The sequence below is a fragment of the Leptonema illini DSM 21528 genome (assembly GCF_000243335.1).
Lineage (GTDB): Bacteria > Spirochaetota > Leptospiria > Leptospirales > Leptonemataceae > Leptonema > Leptonema illini.
Genome location: NZ_JH597773.1, coordinates 303,333 through 322,751, shown reverse-complemented (window position 1 = coordinate 322,751; position 19,419 = coordinate 303,333). Strand labels below are relative to the sequence as shown.

Here is a 19,419-nt window from a genome sequence, read left to right as displayed (position 1 = left end):
ATCCGCCGTGGCGGTAAAATTGCGTAGAGCCTGCTTGAGAAATCGCTCGCAGCGGGGCCCTTATTATGTCACTTAACGCTCCTTTTTCTTCCTGTACAGCGATTTTGCAAGAAAAATCCTTTCAGGCACGGTGGGGGCGCACTTTTTTGAATTCTCATCTGATGCTGGCTTTCTGTCGGCCTGAGCCCATGTCCGGGTGAGGGTCTACAATCTGGGGCTATGGCGGGTATAACATGAAAGAGAAAGCGCAGAAACACGTAACCGTAGGCAATGTTACTTACATGTGGGGCAGTCCCGACAATAGAAATCCGGCTTCATCGCATCACGCGCAGGCGGGCGCCACAGGTGATCAAGATGCAGAGCAGGCAACGGATCTTTTATCAGAGGATTTCAGCCTTGAAGAACAAACGGCCATCCGACGTCTTGAATCTTCGCTCTCAGGAACGTGGACGCCCGGTCGCCTCAAGACAAAGATCGCCTCTCTTGGATTTTCCGGTGAGAAAGCCGAGCGAATCTTTCGTCATATTGTGCGCAGCGACTCCTATGATACGCTGTGGGTGGCCACGCGTGAGGTGGGGCGTCGCCTGAAAAAGGGACAGGGCGAGCAGCGTCTGCAGATGGAGCTGAAGGCGGCCGGCTTTGATGACGCCGTCATCTCGCAGGCATTGCAGGCCGTCTCAGAAGACGAATGGCACGAGGCGCTTGACATTGCCATGCAATCGTCGAGCATTCGCAGCAAAGAAGGGCCGGCGTTAAAACAGGCCCTTGCGAGACGGGGATTCTCGTCGTCGCGTATTCAGTCATTTCTCAAGCAGAGGCAGGAGAACGTATGAATCAGGATCGCATGAACGAAGCACCGTCAAATACCGAGGCTCCCGTAAAAGATGCCGTCCCGGTCGCCGCCGAAGAAGGCCCTGTTAAGCCGACCGGATGGCTGAAATGGTTCTGGATCGCCGTCGCCGTTCTCTCAGCGGTTTATGTTGTGATTCCCGAACCCACCGATGCATTCCCCATCGTAGGATGGCTTGACGAAGGCACCGCTGTGCTGCTGCTCACCTACGCCCTCGAACGCCTGGGTATTCGCATCCCGTTTCTATCCCGCATGCTGGGGCGCAAAAAACAAAAGAAAGACTGATCGAAATCCCGCAGCGCCTCCACCCTCACCGAAAAGCGTGCCCCCGATGAGAGTGAGAGCGGCATCGGGCCTTATCTCTGCTCGATGGGAACGTAGGATCGGTTGAGATCGCCTGAATACATCTGTCTCGGTCTGTAGACGCGGCGTTCGGTATCCTGCCGAGCTTCGGACCAGTGGCCCAGCCAGCCGGCAAGTTTACCGATGGTGCGGATCACGTTATTCATCTCGGGCGGAATACCGAGCATCTTGAAGATCAGCGCTGAGTAGAACTCCACATTCGGGTACATCTTCAGTTGCTTGAAGACCGTATGGTTCATGGCGAAGTGCTCGACGTCGAGGCCTTTTTGAATGAGCGGATCATACTTCGCTTCGGGATGCGATTTCAGATAGTCGTGGAAGATGCGGCGGCTGATCTTCGCTCGCGGATCTTCGCCTTCATAAGCGGCATGACCGAAGCCGTTCAGCTTGAGCTGTTCGCGGCCCTGTAAGAATTTCTCGAAGTATTGATCGGGAGTCAGATTGTTATCGATCATGCGAAGAAGCATGAGCGCCGGCGGCATCGTTGCGTCGGATTCGCGCGATCCCCAGAGCGAGCAGATGCCGGCGTTGATGCAGGCGAAAAGATTGGCTCGGGCCGAGGCGACGACGCGAACCGTCGTTGTCGTGGCGTTCATCTCATGATCGGCGTATAGAATGAGCATCTGATTGAGAATACGATCGTCGGCCGGCGTTACTACATGAGCCTCGGCAGGAATGGCGAACATCATGTTCAGGAAGTTCGTACAATAGGGAAGTTCGTCGCGCGGATATACGATGGGCTGGCCGACCGATTTCTTGTAGGACCAGGCGGCGAGCGTGCGAACCTTCGCAAGCAGGCGGATGCGAATATCGACGCCTTTGCTGATATGCTCCTCGAATGAATCGGGGTAATAGCCCGAAAGCCCCGTCACCATCGTGGCAAGAATGGCAAGCGGATGGACGCTTTTGCCAGGAAAGGAATCGAAGAAGTTGCGCATCGATTCATGGATCATCGAATGCTTGCTCAATCCGTTTGAGAATTGGGCCAGCTCTTCGGCGCTCGGCAGTTTACCGTATATGAGAAGAAAGGCAGTCTCGACGAAGGTCGATCGTTCGACAAGCTCTTCGATATTATAACCGCGATAGAACAGGCGGTCATGCTTCGCGTCGATGTACGAGATGGCGCTTTTTGCGATGGCCGTGTTGTTCAGGGCCGGATCAAACGTATAAAGCCCGGTATCTTCGGTAAGATGCTGAACAGAGACGGCTTTCGAGCCGTCCGTCGATTCAATAAGTGGCAGAGAGAGATCGCGACCGTTGTAGTTGTAGGGGATGAATTCCGACATACAGACGTTGTTTTTTATTAAATTTTTTCAAGCAATCTCTTTTTGCAGCAGTTTGCGGATTCGTTCCTTCCAATTCGTGCGTTTTTGCGGAGCGGGCGCCGTATCGTCGCTATGAAGAAAAGTAAGCGTGAGCGGAGCCGGTCCGGCCGCCTTCTCCTTCTTCTGATGCACGGCCGGCAGACTGAGATCAAGGCTGAGGTACTTGCCCGAAAGCGTTCTTGCCGAAAGCCGTCCGTGCAGAAGCCGAATCGTCTCTCGAATAATATTCCATTCGATCCAGAGGCCTTCGGCATCGGGCAGGCGTTCGCTGATGATATCCTGGATATGTCGCAGCTGCTTGCGGTCGCGGTGATGCATGAGGAAGCGAAAATGCAGGCGTTCGTTCAGGTCTTCGGTGACGATTAAATCGATATGGTCGAAGGTGGCGAATCCCGGGAAGCGGATCAACCGGATCAGGGCGGAGTTCACCAGTTCGAGCGACGTGTCGATGAGAAGGTCGGGCTCGACATGCACCGTATGCGATATGCCGGTGCCGGGCAGGATCGTCTGTAGAAAATCGGCGGCCGGAATCGTAACCGTAGCCTCGGCCTCTTCAAGCAGTTCGAGACGGCCGAGTTCGAGCAGATCATCAAGGCGGCTTTCATAACGCTCAAGCTGGCCGAGCACGCCCTTCTTCTGTTCGTTTGTAATGGATGGAGACAGCAGATCGATCGTCGCTCGCATCGGAGCATCAAGGGCGTCTGCGATATAGCCGAACAGGCGTGATTGACTCATCTCGGAGTTCAAGAAGGCAAGCTGCCGATTCTGTCGCTGGATGCGTCGTTCGGCGAGCAGCATTGAAGTGAGCAGCATCGCAAAAGGCATCAATGCAGCCGGAGCATAGAAAAGCGTCGTCGCCGCGAAATACTGCCGAAAGAACGAGCCGGCGATTAACGATGTGATTCCGGCATACAGGAAATACACAAGTCCGGCCAGCATCATGAAGCCCGATACGTTCATGTCGCGAGCCGTTTCGCGCAGCACAAGCAGCGCCAGCCCGATCCACAGCGGAAGAAGAGCAAGAAACCATGCATGATGCAGCCAGAGCGCCGCCGCATTCAGCTGGACGGCATGCAGTAAAAAGTGAACGGCGACGAGCAGTGCGCAGATCGGTAACGCAAGGCGCAACACCGTTCGCTGGATGCGATCTTCAACCCTTTCGATGCTGTCTCGCGCAAAGAACAGCAGCGGAACAGGAAGCAGTATGGTAAGACTCTGAAGCATGTAAAGAGTCAGATTGCTCGCCGCCTCGGGCAGCCAGCCGAGAACAAAGGGGCTTTTACCGATCCCGATCAGGCCGAGCAACAGATAAAAATACGAGGCTCTTGCATACACGGACTTCTTCAACTGACGGGAGAGCGCCAGAAGAAAGATGCCGGCCCCTGCATAAAAGAGCGCCAGCGACGTCGTGACGATCTCTTCGTAATAATAGTCTGTATAACCTTTGCGCACGTCGGCAAGCATGATCGCACCGTCGGCGCCGACGGGCATGCCGCGTCGCACCGCAAGCCGCAGGGCAAGCGTATGCTGACCGGCAGTATCGACGGAAGGCAGAAGATAGAGGGCGCCGGCGTCAGGAGTTCTGCGCAGCAATCGTGCCGGACGGCCGTCGAGAAAGACCTCGGCCTTGCCGAACAGCCTTTCAAAGCGAACCGAATAAACCCCGGCCTGCGGATCGACGCTGATCGAACGACGCACCCAGATCCACTCGCCTTTTGTGTTTACCTGAGCGCCGACATCATCGGGAAAATCGACCTGACTCCAGCGGCCGTCGTCGGTATCGGGCTGCGCTGCAGCCGGTGAATCGACAAGCGTAATGCGCCACGACGAGGCGAGATCTTCAGAGAGGATCTCGGCCTGAAGCAGTGTCGGCGCCAGTATGATCGAGAATGCAAAAAGCGCGAATAATATGCGGTTCATATATTCACCTCCTGCATCTCAGGAAGCTCGATATCAAAGACCGTAAAGAAGCCCGGTCCTGATTCAAGATGCAGTCGACCGTTCAGAAGCTGCACGGCAAGGTCGACGATGGTTAACCCGATGCCGCTTCCCGGAGCTTTCAGTCCGCTTCCGCGATAGAACTTATCAAAGATGCGATCCTGCGCATCGACGCCGATCCCGGGCCCTTCGTCGCGCACGCTCAGACGAAGAGTACCGTCGACGACTCCGGCGCGAATCTGAATCTTGCCCGTCGAATGCAGCACGGCGTTCTCAACGAGATGATACAGGCAGGCATGGAATAAGCCGAGATCGGACCAGAAGCGTTCCTGATCGGGCGGCAGCTCGAGCTGAAAGCGCGAGGGCTTTTCGCCGGTTGCGATCTGCACCTCGTTAACGAGAAGGCGCACCTGCTCGCGAATGCTGAAGCGCGCCTGTCGCAGTTCATAGCTTCCTTCTTCAAGAGCGGAGAGCAGCTTTGCGTCGCCAAGCAGCTGTCGAAGTGCTGTCGCATGTTGCTTCAATTGCTTCTCGCTCTGCTTCGGCTTGTTCAGAGCGGAGCGCACTCCGTCAAAATGATGCTGGAATTCTCGCGATACGTTGTAGATGGCCTCGGTCTTTCTGCGTTCGGCCTGCTTCTTTTCAGTGCTGCGGTGACGCGACATCTGTTCGAGATCGAGTTCGTTTCGCGCAAGCTGCACGGCGAAGGTGGCAAGAAAGACGGGAAAGGCGAATACGAAAAGAGCGGGTGTTTTCAAAAGCCCGGCCGACACAAGCATGTCGTGAATCACAAAAGGCAGAATAATCAGAAAACCGATGGCCGGGTACTGGAGGCGTTGCTTCTGCTCACGATAGATCCTTCTAATAAGGAGAACGCCTGCCACTGCTCCGCCTGCAAGGATGAGCAGATTGATGTACATGGAAGCCTGTAAAAGGGTGGTGACTCTCTGTGCCGGCAAGAAAGGCATGAGCGCCGTGCAAATCCAGAGCAATCCGGCGACACCTTCAAGATAGAGTACATAGCGCGGTCGATTGTGTTCGGTCCAGGCGATCAGGAATTCATAAAAGACAAAAGGAAGCGGAATCAAAAGCAGAAGCTCGGCGGCAAACGATGTCGTGAACTCTTCGAAGAAATCGTAGCGATAGCCGTTACGGATCATCTGATACAGGCCGAGCATTCCGCAGAAGGCTGCAAATATCAGATTCTCGCGCGGACGAAGCGTCACGACTCCGCGGACGGCGAAGAAAAGCGCGAAAAAAATATAGAGCGTCGAGAAGGCGAGAGCCATACCCTCAAACTGAAAACGCCCTCCCGTCGCCGTAGCGTCCCGTATCAGAACCGGAGCGGATTTGATTCCGGATAACGCCGATGACCCATACAGTCGGATGGCGATGACATTATCCTCCTGCCAGGCCGTCGCCGGAATCATATACAGCCGCTCTTCAGAGAAAACCGGCTTGAGCGGAGCGAACGAACCCGTCTGGCCGATGCGAATGCCGTTAAAATAGACCTCGTCGGCGTCAGAGAGGTCGCGCAGTCGCAATCCGGCGGCCTCGGGGCGCTGGCCGAAAAGCGTGATATGACAGCGCAACCAGATCTCGCCGCGATAGGCGCCCATCGTATCCTGCCAGCGAAACGGAACCTTCATCGTCGCCCACGACTCGTCGGCAAAGGCCGGGTCGCGTGCGCTGGCAACCTGTCCGCGCGCGTAGAGAAAGGCGCCTTCCATCTTGAGAGTGGATTGGTTATTCAACGTAAAGCGACACTGACCGGCCTGAAGCGAAGGCGCCCAGGCGAAAAATAAAACGATGAGTCCCAGTCGTAAAGCCGTCATGAAACACCCTTCGGGCGCAAGCGGCCCGTTGCCTTTTTATAGTCCCCCGGTCGTATGCGCAGATGCCGCTCTTCAAGAATCAGATCAAGGCTCTTTCTGCGCGATGGAGCAAGTACTCCTTTTTCCAGCAATTCAATCACGCCACAGCCATCCGTTCCGGGCATGTGCTCGCAGTTTCGAAACTGGCAGTTCTCTACACCGGGTGCAAGCTCCTGCGTCAGCTCAAGGATGTCCTTGCGGCTCAGATGAGCGACGCCCCATTCCTTGATACCTGGAGTATCGATAAGGAAGCCTCCACCTTCAAGCGGAAAAAGCTGCGACGATGTCGTCGTGTGGCGGCCCTTTCCCGTCGAACCGCTGGTGTGCGACGTCTTCTGCACCGAACGCATCAGGATCAGGTTGGTCAGCGTCGATTTGCCCGCGCCGGAAGGCCCGCAGAGCAAGGTCGTGCCGTCGAGACTCTGAAGCAGATCGGCAAGCCCCGGAAGCGTGATCTCTGCCGGCCGGCTTCCCGGCTCGGTGAGATTATCGCAAAAGCAACGGATGCCGAGCGATTCATAGAGGTGCACGTATTCGACGATCTGCCGGTCCTCTTCTTCGTTCAGCTGCAGCAGGTCGGGCTTTGTAAAAATAATCCAGACGGGAACATCGCCGGCGCGAGCACTCAGCAAAAAGCGATCAATGAAGCCGGTGCGCAGCGGAGGCGTCTTCAGGCTGATGACCAGCAGGGCGCGATCGACGTTTGAACCCAGCTTGTGAATTTCATGTGGGGAGGAGCGAAAGATGACGTTGCGACGAGGCTCCACCGATTCGATGGCGGCCGGATCGTCTTCGCTTGCCTGCACCCTGTCACCGACGCAGATGGGATTGCGAAAAGGGATACCGGAAGGGTGGGTTTCGCGGTCGATGCGGTGTTTTCCGCGTAGAACGCCCAGTCGCTCCCTCTGCAGATCCTCGGACAGGAGCGAATAGAAGGCCCCGTGGATTTCTCGTACGATCCATTTCATTTTTTGGTTTCCATACTGTGCTGCCGCCTCAGTGTGCAACCATGAAATGGCTCCTGCCGGTGCTGGATACGCTCATTGCATTCGTTCACAGTCTGCCGCCGCAGCAGGAGCAGCGCAGGGAGCACCGGCTGGAGGAGTTCCGCCGCTCGATTATGCGGCTTCGTAACGTCGATGACGGCCTGACCGAGATTCTGTCGTTTTCGTCAGAGCTCTTTCAAACCTCGCATGTCGGCATCTTGATCTGGGACGAAGATCGCGGGCAGTTTGTCAGCCGCTGTATGGTGCCTGGCCTTCGCTCGGCCTGGAACGTTTATGATCCCTTTTTTGTGACGATCACGGAGTACGATCGAGTCATCACGCTGAAAGAGCTGGCCTTTTTAAGAGATGCACATGACCGCGAGGTGTTGCTGCGCTTCTGTAAAGAGACGCAGGCCTCGCTCATTCTGCCGCTGATTCTCAATGAAACCGTGCTCGCCGTCCTTTTTGTCGGATCATGTCCGGCTCCCGACATTGCCTTAATCGAAGATTTTCGTACGTATGCCGTACTTGCTCTGTCGAACTCGATCATCTATACGCGTGTGGAATCGCTTCTCGTCTCTCTCGAAGATAAGGTGCGCGAGCGCACGCAGCAGCTCGAAGAGGCGACGAATCAGATGATTCAGTCCGAGAAGATGGCGACTCTTGGAGTTATGGTGGCCGGTGTCGCCCATGAACTCAACACACCGTCGGGCGTTATCCTCAATGCATCCGAAAACCTCTTTGAAACGCTCGATTCCTTTCTTGATCGTATGGCTATCCATGAATGGCTTCCCGATACGGATCGCATCGACCGTTTCATTGAAATCATCCGTTTCTTCAATTACCATATGCTGACGGGCAATCCGTCGCTGCCGTCGTCGGCCTTTCAGCTACGCCGCCGTCTGAAGCTAACCTTCGAAGAGCTTTCTATACAGGGAGGGGATGAACTGGCCTCATTTTTTATCGACCACGGCTTTATGACAGATATTGAAGCGGCGGGAGTCGAGCAGGTAAGCGAGCGAATCAAGACAGAAAGCCTTTTCGCGCAGATCGTTATCCTTTACGGAGAGATCGGCGAAAGCGCGCGCAGTCGTTTTATCGGGTATCTGCGGGATATTGCAGGCATTTACCGTAATGTGAAAAACATCACGGCATCGGCCGCAAGCATCGCCCGTCTTGTGAAGGCCCTGCGCATCTATTCGCGCTCCGGCGCCGGCGACTTCGTGAAGGCCAATCTTGAGGAGCTGCTCGATACGACGCTTGAAATCATGGGCAGTATCTGGAAGAATCAGGTGCATCTTGATCGTCATTACGCGAGCATACCGTCGATTGAATGCGATCCCGACCGGTTAAACCAGGTCTGGAGTAACCTGTTGGTGAACGCCTATCATGCTGTGCGCGGTCGGAGCGATCCGACTATCGTGCTTTCAACCGAAGCGGTCGGCGATCGTGTGTGCGTGCGGATACGCGACAACGGACCCGGAATTCCCGAGGGCATTCGCGAAAAGGTCTGGGATCCTTTTTTCACGACGAAAGAGCAGGGCGAGGGAACGGGGCTCGGCCTTTCTATCGTCCGGCGCATCGTCGAAGAACATGGAGGCACGATCCGCTTCACTACCGACGGTAGCGGAACGGAGTTCGTCGTCGAGCTTCCGCTTGAGGGAAAAAATCGCACTCAGGTCGCGCGCAATGCGCCTGGACCGGGGCGCTATGACTGGAGATGAACTTGCTCGCCTGTGTCGGCTGAAAAAACTGCACGCAGGAGAACCCCATGCACGGCCACGAAGAGATCCATTCCCTTGTAAAAGAAGGAGGCATCGCCGTCCTTGATTTTGGCGGGCAGTATGCTCATCTGATCGCTTCGCGACTGCGCCGGCTGGGCGCTTACAGCGAGATTCTACAACCCGACGAGATCGGCGACAGTCTCGACCCTTTTTTCAAAGGTATCATCTATTCCGGCGGCCCATCCTCCGTTTACGATGCAGGCGCTCCTACTGCTTCCAAGGCCCTGCTTGCTCTGGGCCTTCCCGTACTTGGCATCTGCTACGGCCACCAGCTGATCATGCAGCAGCTGGGCGGCGAGGTTGCCCGCGGGCAGGTTCGCGAGTACGGACCGGCACGATTGCATCTTCTATCGGGCGGGGCGATCTTTCAAGCCGTTCCCGATCAGTCGATGGTATGGATGAGCCACGGCGATGAGGTTATCCGCCTTCCCGTCGGATTCACGCGCATCGGAAGCACCGATTCGTGCGAGAATACCGCCGTCTTTGATGCTGATCGCAATATTTACGGCATTCAGTTTCATCCGGAGGTTACCCATTCGACGTATGGCGAGCAGATGCTGCGTAACTTCATCGCCGTTTGCGGCTTAACGGATACCTGGAAGATCGAGGATTACGTCGAGTTCGAGCGACGCAAGATTCGCCGGTCTCTCAAAGACAAGAAGGTCTTTTTTCTGGTCTCGGGCGGAGTCGATTCGACGGTCGCCTTCGCTTTGCTCGGAAAAGAGATGGATCGATCGCACCTTGTCGGCATGCTTGTCGATACGGGATTTCTTCGCGAGAACGAAGCCGAAAAAGTCAGAGCCTCACTCTCGGCCATCGGCGTCGATCTGCGCGTTCGCGACGCGAAAGCGGATTTCTATAAGGCCCTTGCCGGCGTATCGGAGCCCGAGAAAAAACGCAGGATCATAGGCGAGCTTTTCGTCGACGTCCAACAGCAGGTCAGCCGCGAGATGGGCCTGAACGAAGAAGAGTGGCTTCTCGGTCAGGGAACGATCTATCCTGATACGATCGAATCGGGGGCGACAAAGTCCTCGCATACGATCAAAACGCATCATAACCGTGTGAATCGCATTCAGGAGCTGATCGCCCGCGGCCTTGTCATCGAGCCTTTGCGTGATCTTTATAAAGATGAGGTGCGATCGCTCGGTCGCATCATCGGCCTTCCCGATGTGCTCGTCGACCGACATCCGTTTCCAGGACCGGGGTTAGCCGTGCGTTGTCTGTGCACGGCTGCCGATGAATCGGGCGTATCGACCGATTTTAGCGAACTGGCCGGCGAGACGGAGCTCTTTTCGCGAGTTCAGGCGATGCAACTTGCCGTTTCTGTGTTGCCGCTGCGATCGGTGGGCGTGCAGGGCGATCAACGCAGCTATGCGCATCCGGCGCTTTTTGATACGGCGGCGCTGAGCGATCTACTTGCAAGGCCCGGGGCATGGGCCGATCTGCTTGAACTTGCCGCTCGCATTCCCGGTAAGTTCGCTCATGTGAATCGCGTTCTGCTGCGTACGGGGCGTCATGCACAGGCTGGTAACGTCAATCATCTGCTTGCAGGCCGTTTCTTAACAGAGGAGCGAATTGCAAAACTGCAGAGAGCCGACGCCATCGTCGACGAATTCCTGCATGAGAAGAAGATCTATTCTGAGATATGGCAGATGCCCGTCGTGCTTGTGCCTCTGAGCTCCGATAGCGAAAGCGGGCGTGAAGGCGTGGTTTTGCGACCGATCTGTTCGACGGACGCCATGACGGCTTCAGCTTATGAAATGAACGCAGCCCTGCTTTCTGAGTTAACCGCAAGGCTGCTGGCCACGGATCTTTTTGATTCGGTGTATTACGATCTGACGAGCAAGCCGCCCGGCACGATTGAGTGGGAGTGATCGGTTCGTGCCCCAAGCTCGCTCCATGTCTGATGAAACCTGAATCGACGCTGGTTTCGCCGGGCACGGATCACGGGGGAGCGAACAGGGGAAATTCTTGACTCTTCACACCAGAAGGCCATGTCTGATCTATGATTCGAGTTCTGGCTTCATGTATTCTTTTCTTCTGGGTTACGGGAATCGCCGCGGATCCGTCGGACAGGGAGTTCCGCCTGCGTATGATGGTCGGCTTCGGAACCTACACAAGATTCTTTCCTTATCTCAATCATCAAAGCGAGATACTTCGTGCGACCGGTCGAGACGGTGGGGCAACGTCCACAGGCTGGAAAAAAGACGCGAGCGGTGTCGCCTTCGGTCTTCAGTTCGACTTCGATCGATGGCGGGCCGAGCTCGAGCTTGGCGGAACGGGGCACGAAGATAGACAGATGACTGCCAGTCGGATGCGCAATACCGCATCAGAGCAGTCCGAGCTGCATTATCTGCATGCACGTGACATCGGAAGGTCCGGTGGAATCATTACAGGTGGCTATCGCCTGACCGACTCAAGATCCCCATCGCAGATCTCTGCTCTTGTCGGCATCAAGAATTTCTATTATCGTGTCGACTACAATCATATCTATGGAATCCGATCAGGGAACGGCGAGGCCTATGACGGCTTTTCTCCCTACGGCAGGCAGGAACTATATCTGCAAGGCGGTATTGCAGGGTTAGACTATCGTCTGAGAACCTCTCGTAATCTTGAATGGCAGCTGCGCGGAATGATCTACCGACTTCGTGGTACCTGGACCCAGGGGCAGCGGCTTTTCACAACGAACGGGTATTATAATTTTCTATCTGAGAGCGCATCGTCCACCGGGGCCGGCAGTTCAGTGGTCTTTGGTATCAATTATGATATCGGGGAGAGCTGGATACTCACGCTACAGGGGCAGTGGGAGTCTTCGAAGATCCGCATGCGCGACGTCAATACATACCGTTTGGATAGCACGGCTACAGAGGAGATGTTACTGAACGAGTATACCCTGTCTCACATAAGGCAGAGGAGCTATAAAGAATCGTTACAGTTCATAAACTTCGGATTCAGCTATCGTATTGGATTGGGTGATCGTTGACTAACGAAACCAGAGCCAGCCGTGAGCTCCGGCAGCCGCACCGAGGGTGACGACGGTGCTTATGCCGAGCAGTATCCAGTGCATACGCTGCACCAGCCGAAACGTCCCCGCCGGATCGCGTCGCGCCCGTTCAAGGAACCAGCGATGTAGAAAGAGAGGCTCTAATACGAAAAGCATCAACGTGAAGAGCAGCCAGACGGCAATCATGCCGTGCAGCCACCAGTAGTGGGGGGACAGCAGTCGGCTCCAGGCGTTCATCTGCCAGAGCAGTGCAAAGCCGCTGATGCCGGCCAGGGCCGTGCTGAGGCGTGCCTGCGTGGCGAAGCGCGATTCGACTTCTTCAAAAAAATGCACCCTGTCTTCAGCAGAGACGCGCTTAGCAACGGCGGGCAGAAGCACCGTCGTTACAAAGGCGACGCCGCCAATCCAGTGGACGATGGCGGCGATATGAACCATGCGCAGCAGCGCAGAGAGCGGGAAGGATTCCATACTCCTGAGAATTAAAATCATTCGCAGGATGTCGAGTACTTTCCTGGTTTTTTACCGCCGTCACATGCACTGCACCATAACATAGGCCCGGCCGGAACTGTCCGTTGACGGTTGCCTCGGATCTCCGTCGAACGAGATGATGCCCAGGTTAGGGCATTTGCTCCTGGCCATCTTCAGGCATTCGGAATCGATGGTTGAGCCTGGGCATTGCACAGTCTGTTTTTCATCGGTCGTCCTGTGGCGACTGGCGGTTGTACAGGCACCGGCAAAAAGACTCATCATCATTATCAGTAAGTGGATTGTTCTCATAGTCCTTCATGGTCAGCAATCAGTCAGATTGCCAGAAGAAAAAATTCGCCACTCATGCGTTTTTGTCTGAAAACGACTCCTGGTTAGTCGCATATTTTCAATGCAGGAAATTTATCGGGTATTTGTTGAAAATTATGCAAGTTTCTGCCTCTTCAGGCGTTTGCAGTTTCAGGTGAATCACTGAAAGGAGATACGATGAATAGATACCTGATAACTCTCTTGCTTGTGTTAGGCCCCTGTGATACGGGCGACGACGGCAATTCCGCAGCTCTGCTTTTGCTTGCAGGCAATCAGAGCTTGATCGGTTCTATAGAACAGCCGGCCGATAATACGGCGACGATGATTCTTGGTGGGACGACCTACACGATAGATCAGGTCTATAACTGTACGGATGGTGCGCAGGGCATCATCATGGATCGAAGCGGTGCTCAGAATACACCGACCCTGAACATCCACAATATCGATTTTACGAAATCCTCGGGCATTCTTCTCGGACCTAACGGATGGGTGCTCGATATCGACGTTCCAACCGGCGTTTACGGTCCCTCGCTGAATTGCACGGCCATACTGCATCAGAACGATGGTATCTATGATCTGGAAGTTCTGAACTGTCCTCTGGATGGCGCTCATGGATCGACTCCGAATCCGGCGACGACAACCGTATCGTTTCGCGTGCGCTGTGTAAAGGATTGATCCAGAAAAAGGATCGACATCAAACCTGAACCATGACAGGCTCTTCGTATCACAATACGGAGAGCCTTATGTTTGAATCGGTAGAGGTCGGGAATCGTCTTAGCAAGGCTGCGTTCAAACGCATCGAGCCGCACATGCGGCATGATTTACTTGAGGTGCAGAAAGAACTGGCCGTCAGCCCGCTTTCCGTCATCGTCATCGTCGGCGGCGCCGAAGGAGCGGGAAAGGGCGAGCTCGTCAACCTGCTACTCTCCTGGATGGACGCTCGCGGTATCGATGTCCAGGCCTTCTGGGATGAAACCGATGAAGAGCGCGAACGTCCGTTTATGTGGCGCTTCTGGCGTGTGCTACCGCCGACGGGCAGACTGGGAATCTTTTTCGGCTCATGGTACACGGCTCCGATTATCGATCGCGTATTTAACCGAAGCGATGACGCCGACCTGGACCGTGCGCTTGACCGTATCGTCGAATTCGAGCGGATGCTTGCCGATGAAAATGTACTCGTGTTGAAGTTCTGGCTGCATCTTTCGCAGGATTCGCAGATCAAGCGACTGAAGAAGCTTGAAAAACATCCCGATGAATCCTGGCGCGTCAGTAAATCCGACTGGAAGTTCGTGAAGAAATACAAGAAATTCCATCGTATATCGGAACGGGCCATACGGCGCACGAATACGGCCTTTGCGCCCTGGCATCTGGTCGAGGCCGAAGACGTGCAGTACCGCACGATCGTCGTCACACGCACCATACGCAATGCCATGCAATCGGCGCTTGAGGCCTTGAAAAACAGGCCGGCTGAAGAGCGGCGCCCCGATATGCCGAAGCCGAAGAAGTTTAACGTCCTTGAAAACCTCGATCAGACGCAGACGCTCACCGAAGAAGAATACGAAGCGCAGCTGACGAAATACCGCTCGCGCATCGGCTTTCTTGCGCGAAAGCTGAGAGAAAAAGGACTTTCGATGGCCCTTGTATTCGAAGGACCGGATGCAGCAGGTAAAGGCGGAGCGATCCGACGGGTGTTATCCGCCCTTGATGCGCGGCAGTATCGCGTCGTCTCGGTAGCGGCGCCCACCGATGAGGAGAAGGCGCATCCGTATTTATGGCGCTTCTGGCGACATCTGCCCCGCCGCGGCAAGATCACGATCTTTGATCGATCGTGGTATGGTCGCGTGCTGGTCGAGCGTATCGAAGGCTTCTGTTCTCCGGAGGACTGGCAGCGGGCCTACGGTGAGATCAACGCCTTTGAAGAGCAGCTTGCGGAGTCGGGTATCATCGTTCTCAAGTTCTGGCTACAGACGACCCCTGAAGAGCAGATCGAGCGCTTTCGTGATCGTCAGACGACGCCTTATAAACAGTACAAGATCACCGAAGAAGACTGGCGTAACCGCGATAAATGGAACGCCTATGAGGCCGCCGCCTGTGAGATGATCGAGAAGACCGGCAGCGATGCCTTACCCTGGATACCGATTCCGGCTAACGATAAGAACTTCGCTCGCATCTCGGTGATGAAGGCCGTAGCAAAGGCGCTTGAAGATCGACTGAAGTAGAGGCAATGGCTTCTACAGGCTACACGATGCAGCCTCGTCGGCCTCGCAGGCATTCCTTGTTATCCGACCTGCTCTTGCAGAAGCAGCTCTGTCAGGATCGCGCGCAGATCGGCGGGACTGTCGACACGGTAACGGGCCGAAGAAGCCCCTGGCCCGACCTTGATCGTTACGGCCTGTTCTTGGTCGACGGCGCGAAAGAGGTCTTCATCGGTGCGATCGTCGCCGGCCACAAGCAGCTGCTCACGAAACTGAGGATTCTCTTTTAAGAAGCGGCGCAGGAACGTTCCCTTATTCGCCTCTACGGCGCGAGCCTCGACGATCTTGTTGCCGGGCAGGATTTCCACAGGCTGGTTTGCCAGGCCGTAGGCGAGTTCTTCGCCGAGCTTCAGAGCCATGTACGAAGCGAAAGAAGCAGGAGATTGTCGATAATGCCAGACGATGGCATATTTCTTTTTCTCGACGACGCTGCCCGGTACGCGACGCGAATAGTCCTTCATTAAAGTTTCGGCGACCGGATACCACCTCTGAATCTGCGTCGTTACAAGCTGCTTCCATTTTGTGGAATGTTTCGGTCGCATCGTCGCCCCGTGTTCGGCGGCAAGCGTGACCGGCATATTCCCGAACTGTTCTTCGAGAAAGTTAGCCGATCGTCCGCTGATAACAAGTATTTCGTAACCGGAATCAAGAATCTTCTGCAAAAACCGGCGTTCGTCGTCGCGCAGATAGGCGTCTTCGGGGCGTGGCTGAATGGGCACGAGGGTGCCGTCATAGTCGCAGACGAGAAGTTTCACAGGCTTAACGGCCGCTCTGATCGAGTCGTCGTGTTGTGAGGGTTTAAGGCGCATCAGTCGTTCAGGAATGGGCACAGTTCGCGTTTTTTCGAGAGATTTCATAAACGACGCCGCCCAGTCTGTGGCATCATACTGCATCAGATATTTCAGCATGGGTTGATGCATCTCACGTCGCTCCGCATCGGAGAGGGACAGCGCCTTTTTCAAAACTTCAGACGTCTTTTCCACATCCCAGGGGTTGATCGTAAGCGCATGGCTGAGCGTCGCCGACGCACCCGTGAATTCGCTGAGAACGACGACGCCCGGCTTTGTCGGACTCTGCGCCGCTATGAACTCAAGAGCGACAAGATTCATGCCATCGCGGCGACTCGAAACAAGAAGGCAGTCTGCCAGTCTATACAGAGCAAGCAGCTCTTCGAAGGGGATGGAGTTGTAGATGTAAAGGACGGGAGCGTAGTCGGCTCGTCCGAAACGGCCGTTGATCTCGCCGACCAGCCGCTCGACCTCTTCTTTCAATTGAATATAGACGGGAACATCCTGCCGCGTAGGCACGGCGATCTGAAGAAGCTGCACCTCGCCGACAAGCTCCGGGTTACGCGCAAGCAGCTCGCGAAAAGACTGCAGTTTGAGCCTGAGCCCTTTAATGTAGTCGAGGCGGTCGATGCCAAGGATGAGCTTGAGACCGCGAAAGGACTGTCGGTAACGACGTAGAATCTTTTCGACGGCGGGTTCGCGTGATCGGTTATGAAACGACTTCGTATCGATCGAGACGGGAAAGGCGCCAAGCGTGATGCGACGACCTTCGTATTCGGCCGATAGCATGTCTGATCCGACGCCGAGTACCGCGTGCAGGGCGTTACAGAAGTGGCGCAGATACGAGTAGTCGTGAAATCCGATCAGATCGGCGCCCATGATACCCTGCAAGATCTCTTCGCGCACGGGAAGCTGGCGAAAGATCTCGGAGCTGGGGAATGGGATGTGCAAGAAGAATCCGATATGCAGCGAGGGCTTGCGCTTGCGAAGCATCGCCGGCAGAAGAAACAGATGAAAGTCATGGATCCAGACCGATTCATCGTCGCGGGCCTCTGCGGCGATCGCATCGGCGAGCAGCTCGTTCACGCGCACATAGGCATCCCAGTCTTCGCCGTTAAAATGCACGAGCCCGCCTTCGTAGTGAAAGAGCGGCCAGAGTACGTCGTTTGAGATGCCGTTATAATAGCGGTCGTATAACCCTACATCTACGGGAACTCCGCGGTATTCGATCTCGCCTTCTTTACCGGTAAGCGCAGGCGATGGATCGCCCGCCTCGCGCGGCTCAAGCCCGATCCACAGCTTCGGTATACCGTTGCGTATTCCGCCCAGCGCCGAGACAAGGCCTCCGGAGCTCAGTTTGATCTCTCCCGTCGATGCATCCTTAGATACGGGTAATCGGTTGCTTATCATTAGCCAGCGTTTCATAGTTCCTCCTGCTGTTTCAAAGTCGCCTTCTCGATTTCGAGAGCGGCCTGTAAGAGTCCGAGGTGACTGAAGCCCTGCGGATAATTCCCGAGAATATCGCCCGTCTCGGCGTCGTGCTCTTCGCCGAATAACCCCGTCGGGCTTGCGATGCGCATCAGCGCTTCGAGCGTTTCTCGCGCCTTCGGTATATTGCCGGCCAGGGCATGGTTCTGCGCGATCCAGAACGAAGGCAGAAGAAAGGCCCCCTCCTTCTCGTTGATGCCATCTTCGGCCAGATATCGGTATACAAGCGGATAGGGGCCCGCTTTCAGATGATGCAGAACGGCCGCCGTCGTCGACTCGAAGCGCGGATCATCGGGCGGCAGGAATCCGATCACCGGCATCACAAGAACGGCAGCATCGAGATCTGCCGAATCATAGGTCGCCGTAAAGGCGCCCAGCTCGGCATTCCACGAACGTTCGAGCACCTCGGCTCTGATGCTGATCGCCTCTTCCTGCCAGCGTTCGATCGGAGCGGGCACGCGAAGACGGCGCGCAAGACGTACTCCGCGATCGAGCGCCGTCCAGGCCCAGAGTTTCGAATACGTATAATGCTTCGGCTCGTTGCGCGCCTCCCAGATGCCCTGATCGGGTAATCGCCAGCGATCGCGCACCGTCTCGATAATCTCGCGCAGCATGGCCCATTCGGCGGCGGTTAAACTTCCGCCGTAAAGATCATACTGATAGGCGGCGTCGATCAGCGAACCGTAGATATCAAGCTGGAACTGATCGGCCGCTCCGTTGCCGACGCGAACGGGGCGTGAATCGCGGTATCCGCGAAGCGGCAGCTCCGTTTCAGGCGGATCTTCGCCGCGAATGCCGTAGAGGATGCGCAGGTGGCCGGTACCTGAATCGAGGATCTGCGAAAGCAGCCAGTCGATGTAGGCCGAGCCCTCTTCGACGAAGCCCGAGCGAAAGAGGGCGCAGAGGATAAACGACGAATCGCGCACCCATGAATAACGATAGTCCCAGTTACGCGAGCCTCCGATCCATTCGGGTAACGACGCCGTCGGAGCGGCGACGATGGCTCCTGTAGGCTCGTAGCAGAGCAGCTTTAATGCAAGCAGAGAACGCACGGCCGATTCGCGATAGCGTCCGGAATACTGAAAGCGTTCCACCCAGCGAATCCAGTAATGTCGCGCCTCGTGCAGACGACGCACCGAGCGATACCCCTCAACAGGCAGCACGCCGGGCGCATTCCAGTCGAAGACAAAGACCTCGTCCTGCCCGGCACAGAGAAGGAAGCGAGCGATGACCTGCTCGTTCTCGACAGAAAGAGGAACGCGAGTCGAAAGCGAAGCACGCTTGCCGTCGAAGCGTGCAAGCACACCGTTCTGCGTGATCCGAAACTCGCTTTTGGACTGGCCATAATCAAAGGCAGGCGCGAAGCAGAGCTCCATCTCCACCTCTCCCGTCACGCCTTCGACGACGCGATGCAGCTCGGCGGTCGGTAGCTTACGCCCCGGAGCGACCGACATGAAATCACGGATTCGGATAACGCCCGCCGACGTCGACATCTCGGTGACGAGAATGTTCGTCTCGGCCTCATAACGCTGATGGGCCAGGTAGCGCCGTGCCGGACGAATACGAAACGTACCTGCCGCCGGATCAAGCAGGGCGGCAAAAACTGATGGGCTGTCAAAATTCGGAAAGCATGCCCAGACGATATTGCCATCGGCGCCGACAAGAGCCGCCGTGCGATTATCGCCGATCAACGAACAGGCGCGCAGAGGCAGATACTCTGGCGGGTCTTCTGGATCGAATTCAAAATGATGGGGTAGCATGATTCCTCCGCGTAAAGGTCTGTGGCATCAGGCCCTTGCGTGGAGCGGCACGGAGGCTACAGGCCCGTGCCGGAACGCATTACAGTATAGTAGAGGATGCGTGATAGGTCAAGGAAAAAAGGGGAGGGAGAGAAGGGGTGGTATCGGAGTGATGCGGGTGGTTAACGATGTAGGGCTGCCAGATGAACTCTATCATGCGCCGTATCGAA

Annotated in this window: 14 protein-coding genes; 7 read left to right on the top strand and 7 right to left on the bottom strand. The window is 55.7% G+C overall.

Annotation, left to right across the window (positions count from 1 at the left end; all coding sequences use genetic code 11):
• Nucleotides 1-233 precede the first annotated feature (233 nt).
• Nucleotides 234-833 (top strand): regulatory protein RecX, encoded by a 600-nt coding sequence (locus LEPIL_RS01435; protein ID WP_002769232.1) that lies wholly within the window; start codon nucleotides 234-236, stop codon nucleotides 831-833.
• A complete protein-coding gene (locus LEPIL_RS01430) occupies nucleotides 830-1,135 on the top strand; it encodes a hypothetical protein (RefSeq protein ID WP_002769230.1) in 306 nt (101 codons plus the stop codon). The genes LEPIL_RS01435 and LEPIL_RS01430 overlap by 4 nt, the downstream gene beginning before the upstream one ends.
• A 71-nt stretch (nucleotides 1,136-1,206) precedes the next feature.
• Here LEPIL_RS01430 and LEPIL_RS01425 read toward each other — a convergent pair whose 3' ends face one another.
• The 4 genes from LEPIL_RS01425 to rsgA are packed head-to-tail and all read right to left on the bottom strand — an operon-like array spanning nucleotide 1,207 to nucleotide 7,318.
• Nucleotides 1,207-2,499, bottom strand: coding sequence for a citrate/2-methylcitrate synthase (locus LEPIL_RS01425; protein ID WP_002769228.1), 1,293 nt, complete (start codon nucleotides 2,497-2,499; stop codon nucleotides 1,207-1,209).
• Between the two features lie 27 nt (nucleotides 2,500-2,526).
• Nucleotides 2,527-4,458 carry a hypothetical protein gene (locus tag LEPIL_RS01420; RefSeq protein ID WP_002769226.1) on the bottom strand — a complete coding sequence of 644 codons (1,932 nt, stop codon included), beginning with the start codon at nucleotides 4,456-4,458 and terminating at the stop codon, nucleotides 2,527-2,529.
• Nucleotides 4,455-6,311, bottom strand: coding sequence for a HAMP domain-containing sensor histidine kinase (locus LEPIL_RS01415; RefSeq protein WP_002769224.1), 1,857 nt, complete (start codon nucleotides 6,309-6,311; stop codon nucleotides 4,455-4,457). Before LEPIL_RS01415 ends, LEPIL_RS01420 begins: the two co-directional genes overlap by 4 nt.
• A complete protein-coding gene (rsgA, locus tag LEPIL_RS01410; protein WP_002769222.1) occupies nucleotides 6,308-7,318 on the bottom strand; it encodes a ribosome small subunit-dependent GTPase A in 1,011 nt (336 codons plus the stop codon). Before rsgA ends, LEPIL_RS01415 begins: the two co-directional genes overlap by 4 nt.
• Nucleotides 7,319-7,359: 41 nt before the next feature.
• Here rsgA and LEPIL_RS01405 point away from each other — a divergent pair, with 41 nt between their 5' ends.
• From LEPIL_RS01405 to LEPIL_RS01395, 3 genes are all read left to right on the top strand, one after another.
• Entirely contained in the window at nucleotides 7,360-9,060 is a 1,701-nt protein-coding gene (locus LEPIL_RS01405; RefSeq protein WP_002769220.1) for a sensor histidine kinase, read from the top strand.
• 47 nt (nucleotides 9,061-9,107) lie between these two features.
• The gene (gene guaA, locus LEPIL_RS01400; protein ID WP_002769218.1) at nucleotides 9,108-10,994 is read left to right on the top strand and encodes a glutamine-hydrolyzing GMP synthase; all 1,887 of its coding nucleotides are present in this window, start codon (nucleotides 9,108-9,110) and stop codon (nucleotides 10,992-10,994) included.
• 131 nt (nucleotides 10,995-11,125) lie between these two features.
• The gene (locus LEPIL_RS01395; RefSeq protein WP_002769216.1) at nucleotides 11,126-12,103 is read left to right on the top strand and encodes a hypothetical protein; all 978 of its coding nucleotides are present in this window, start codon (nucleotides 11,126-11,128) and stop codon (nucleotides 12,101-12,103) included.
• On the opposite strand, the gene LEPIL_RS01390 is transcribed toward LEPIL_RS01395, so the two are convergent.
• Nucleotides 12,104-12,592, bottom strand: coding sequence for a hypothetical protein (locus LEPIL_RS01390; protein ID WP_040918098.1), 489 nt, complete (start codon nucleotides 12,590-12,592; stop codon nucleotides 12,104-12,106).
• A 504-nt stretch (nucleotides 12,593-13,096) separates the two neighbouring features.
• Between LEPIL_RS01390 and LEPIL_RS21425 the strand changes: the two genes are divergently transcribed.
• Complete coding sequence (locus LEPIL_RS21425) at nucleotides 13,097-13,594, top strand: hypothetical protein (protein ID WP_002769210.1); 498 nt, start codon at nucleotides 13,097-13,099, stop codon at nucleotides 13,592-13,594.
• Nucleotides 13,595-13,662: 68 nt separating this feature from the next.
• Complete coding sequence (gene pap / locus LEPIL_RS01380; RefSeq protein WP_002769207.1) at nucleotides 13,663-15,138, top strand: polyphosphate:AMP phosphotransferase; 1,476 nt, start codon at nucleotides 13,663-13,665, stop codon at nucleotides 15,136-15,138.
• A gap of 59 nt (nucleotides 15,139-15,197) precedes the next feature.
• On the opposite strand, the gene LEPIL_RS01375 is transcribed toward pap, so the two are convergent.
• Together LEPIL_RS01375 and LEPIL_RS01370 are read right to left on the bottom strand one after the other, a co-directional pair.
• Nucleotides 15,198-17,387: a bifunctional alpha,alpha-trehalose-phosphate synthase (UDP-forming)/trehalose-phosphatase gene (locus tag LEPIL_RS01375; RefSeq protein WP_002769205.1), complete on the bottom strand. Its 2,190-nt coding sequence runs from the start codon at nucleotides 17,385-17,387 to the stop codon at nucleotides 15,198-15,200.
• Nucleotides 17,384-19,210 carry a glycoside hydrolase family 15 protein gene (locus LEPIL_RS01370; RefSeq protein ID WP_002769204.1) on the bottom strand — a complete coding sequence of 609 codons (1,827 nt, stop codon included), beginning with the start codon at nucleotides 19,208-19,210 and terminating at the stop codon, nucleotides 17,384-17,386. Before LEPIL_RS01370 ends, LEPIL_RS01375 begins: the two co-directional genes overlap by 4 nt.
• Nucleotides 19,211-19,419 lie beyond the last annotated feature (209 nt).

Bases quoted from the DNA above. Each gene is read 5' to 3' on its own strand.
- LEPIL_RS01425 (WP_002769228.1), bottom strand. From the start codon at position 2,499: ATGTCGGAATTCATCCCCTACAACTACAACGGTCGCGATCTCTCTCTG.
- LEPIL_RS21425 (WP_002769210.1), top strand. From the start codon at position 13,097: ATGAATAGATACCTGATAACTCTCTTGCTTGTGTTAGGCCCCTGTGAT.
- LEPIL_RS01420 (WP_002769226.1), bottom strand. From the start codon at position 4,458: ATGAACCGCATATTATTCGCGCTTTTTGCATTCTCGATCATACTGGCG.
- guaA (WP_002769218.1), top strand. From the start codon at position 9,108: ATGCACGGCCACGAAGAGATCCATTCCCTTGTAAAAGAAGGAGGCATC.
- LEPIL_RS01405 (WP_002769220.1), top strand. From the start codon at position 7,360: ATGAAATGGCTCCTGCCGGTGCTGGATACGCTCATTGCATTCGTTCAC.
- LEPIL_RS01435 (WP_002769232.1), top strand. From the start codon at position 234: ATGAAAGAGAAAGCGCAGAAACACGTAACCGTAGGCAATGTTACTTAC.
- LEPIL_RS01430 (WP_002769230.1), top strand. From the start codon at position 830: ATGAATCAGGATCGCATGAACGAAGCACCGTCAAATACCGAGGCTCCC.
- pap (WP_002769207.1), top strand. From the start codon at position 13,663: ATGTTTGAATCGGTAGAGGTCGGGAATCGTCTTAGCAAGGCTGCGTTC.
- LEPIL_RS01415 (WP_002769224.1), bottom strand. From the start codon at position 6,311: ATGACGGCTTTACGACTGGGACTCATCGTTTTATTTTTCGCCTGGGCG.
- LEPIL_RS01375 (WP_002769205.1), bottom strand. From the start codon at position 17,387: ATGAAACGCTGGCTAATGATAAGCAACCGATTACCCGTATCTAAGGAT.
- LEPIL_RS01370 (WP_002769204.1), bottom strand. From the start codon at position 19,210: ATGCTACCCCATCATTTTGAATTCGATCCAGAAGACCCGCCAGAGTAT.
- LEPIL_RS01390 (WP_040918098.1), bottom strand. From the start codon at position 12,592: ATGGAATCCTTCCCGCTCTCTGCGCTGCTGCGCATGGTTCATATCGCC.
- LEPIL_RS01395 (WP_002769216.1), top strand. From the start codon at position 11,126: ATGATTCGAGTTCTGGCTTCATGTATTCTTTTCTTCTGGGTTACGGGA.
- rsgA (WP_002769222.1), bottom strand. From the start codon at position 7,318: ATGAAATGGATCGTACGAGAAATCCACGGGGCCTTCTATTCGCTCCTG.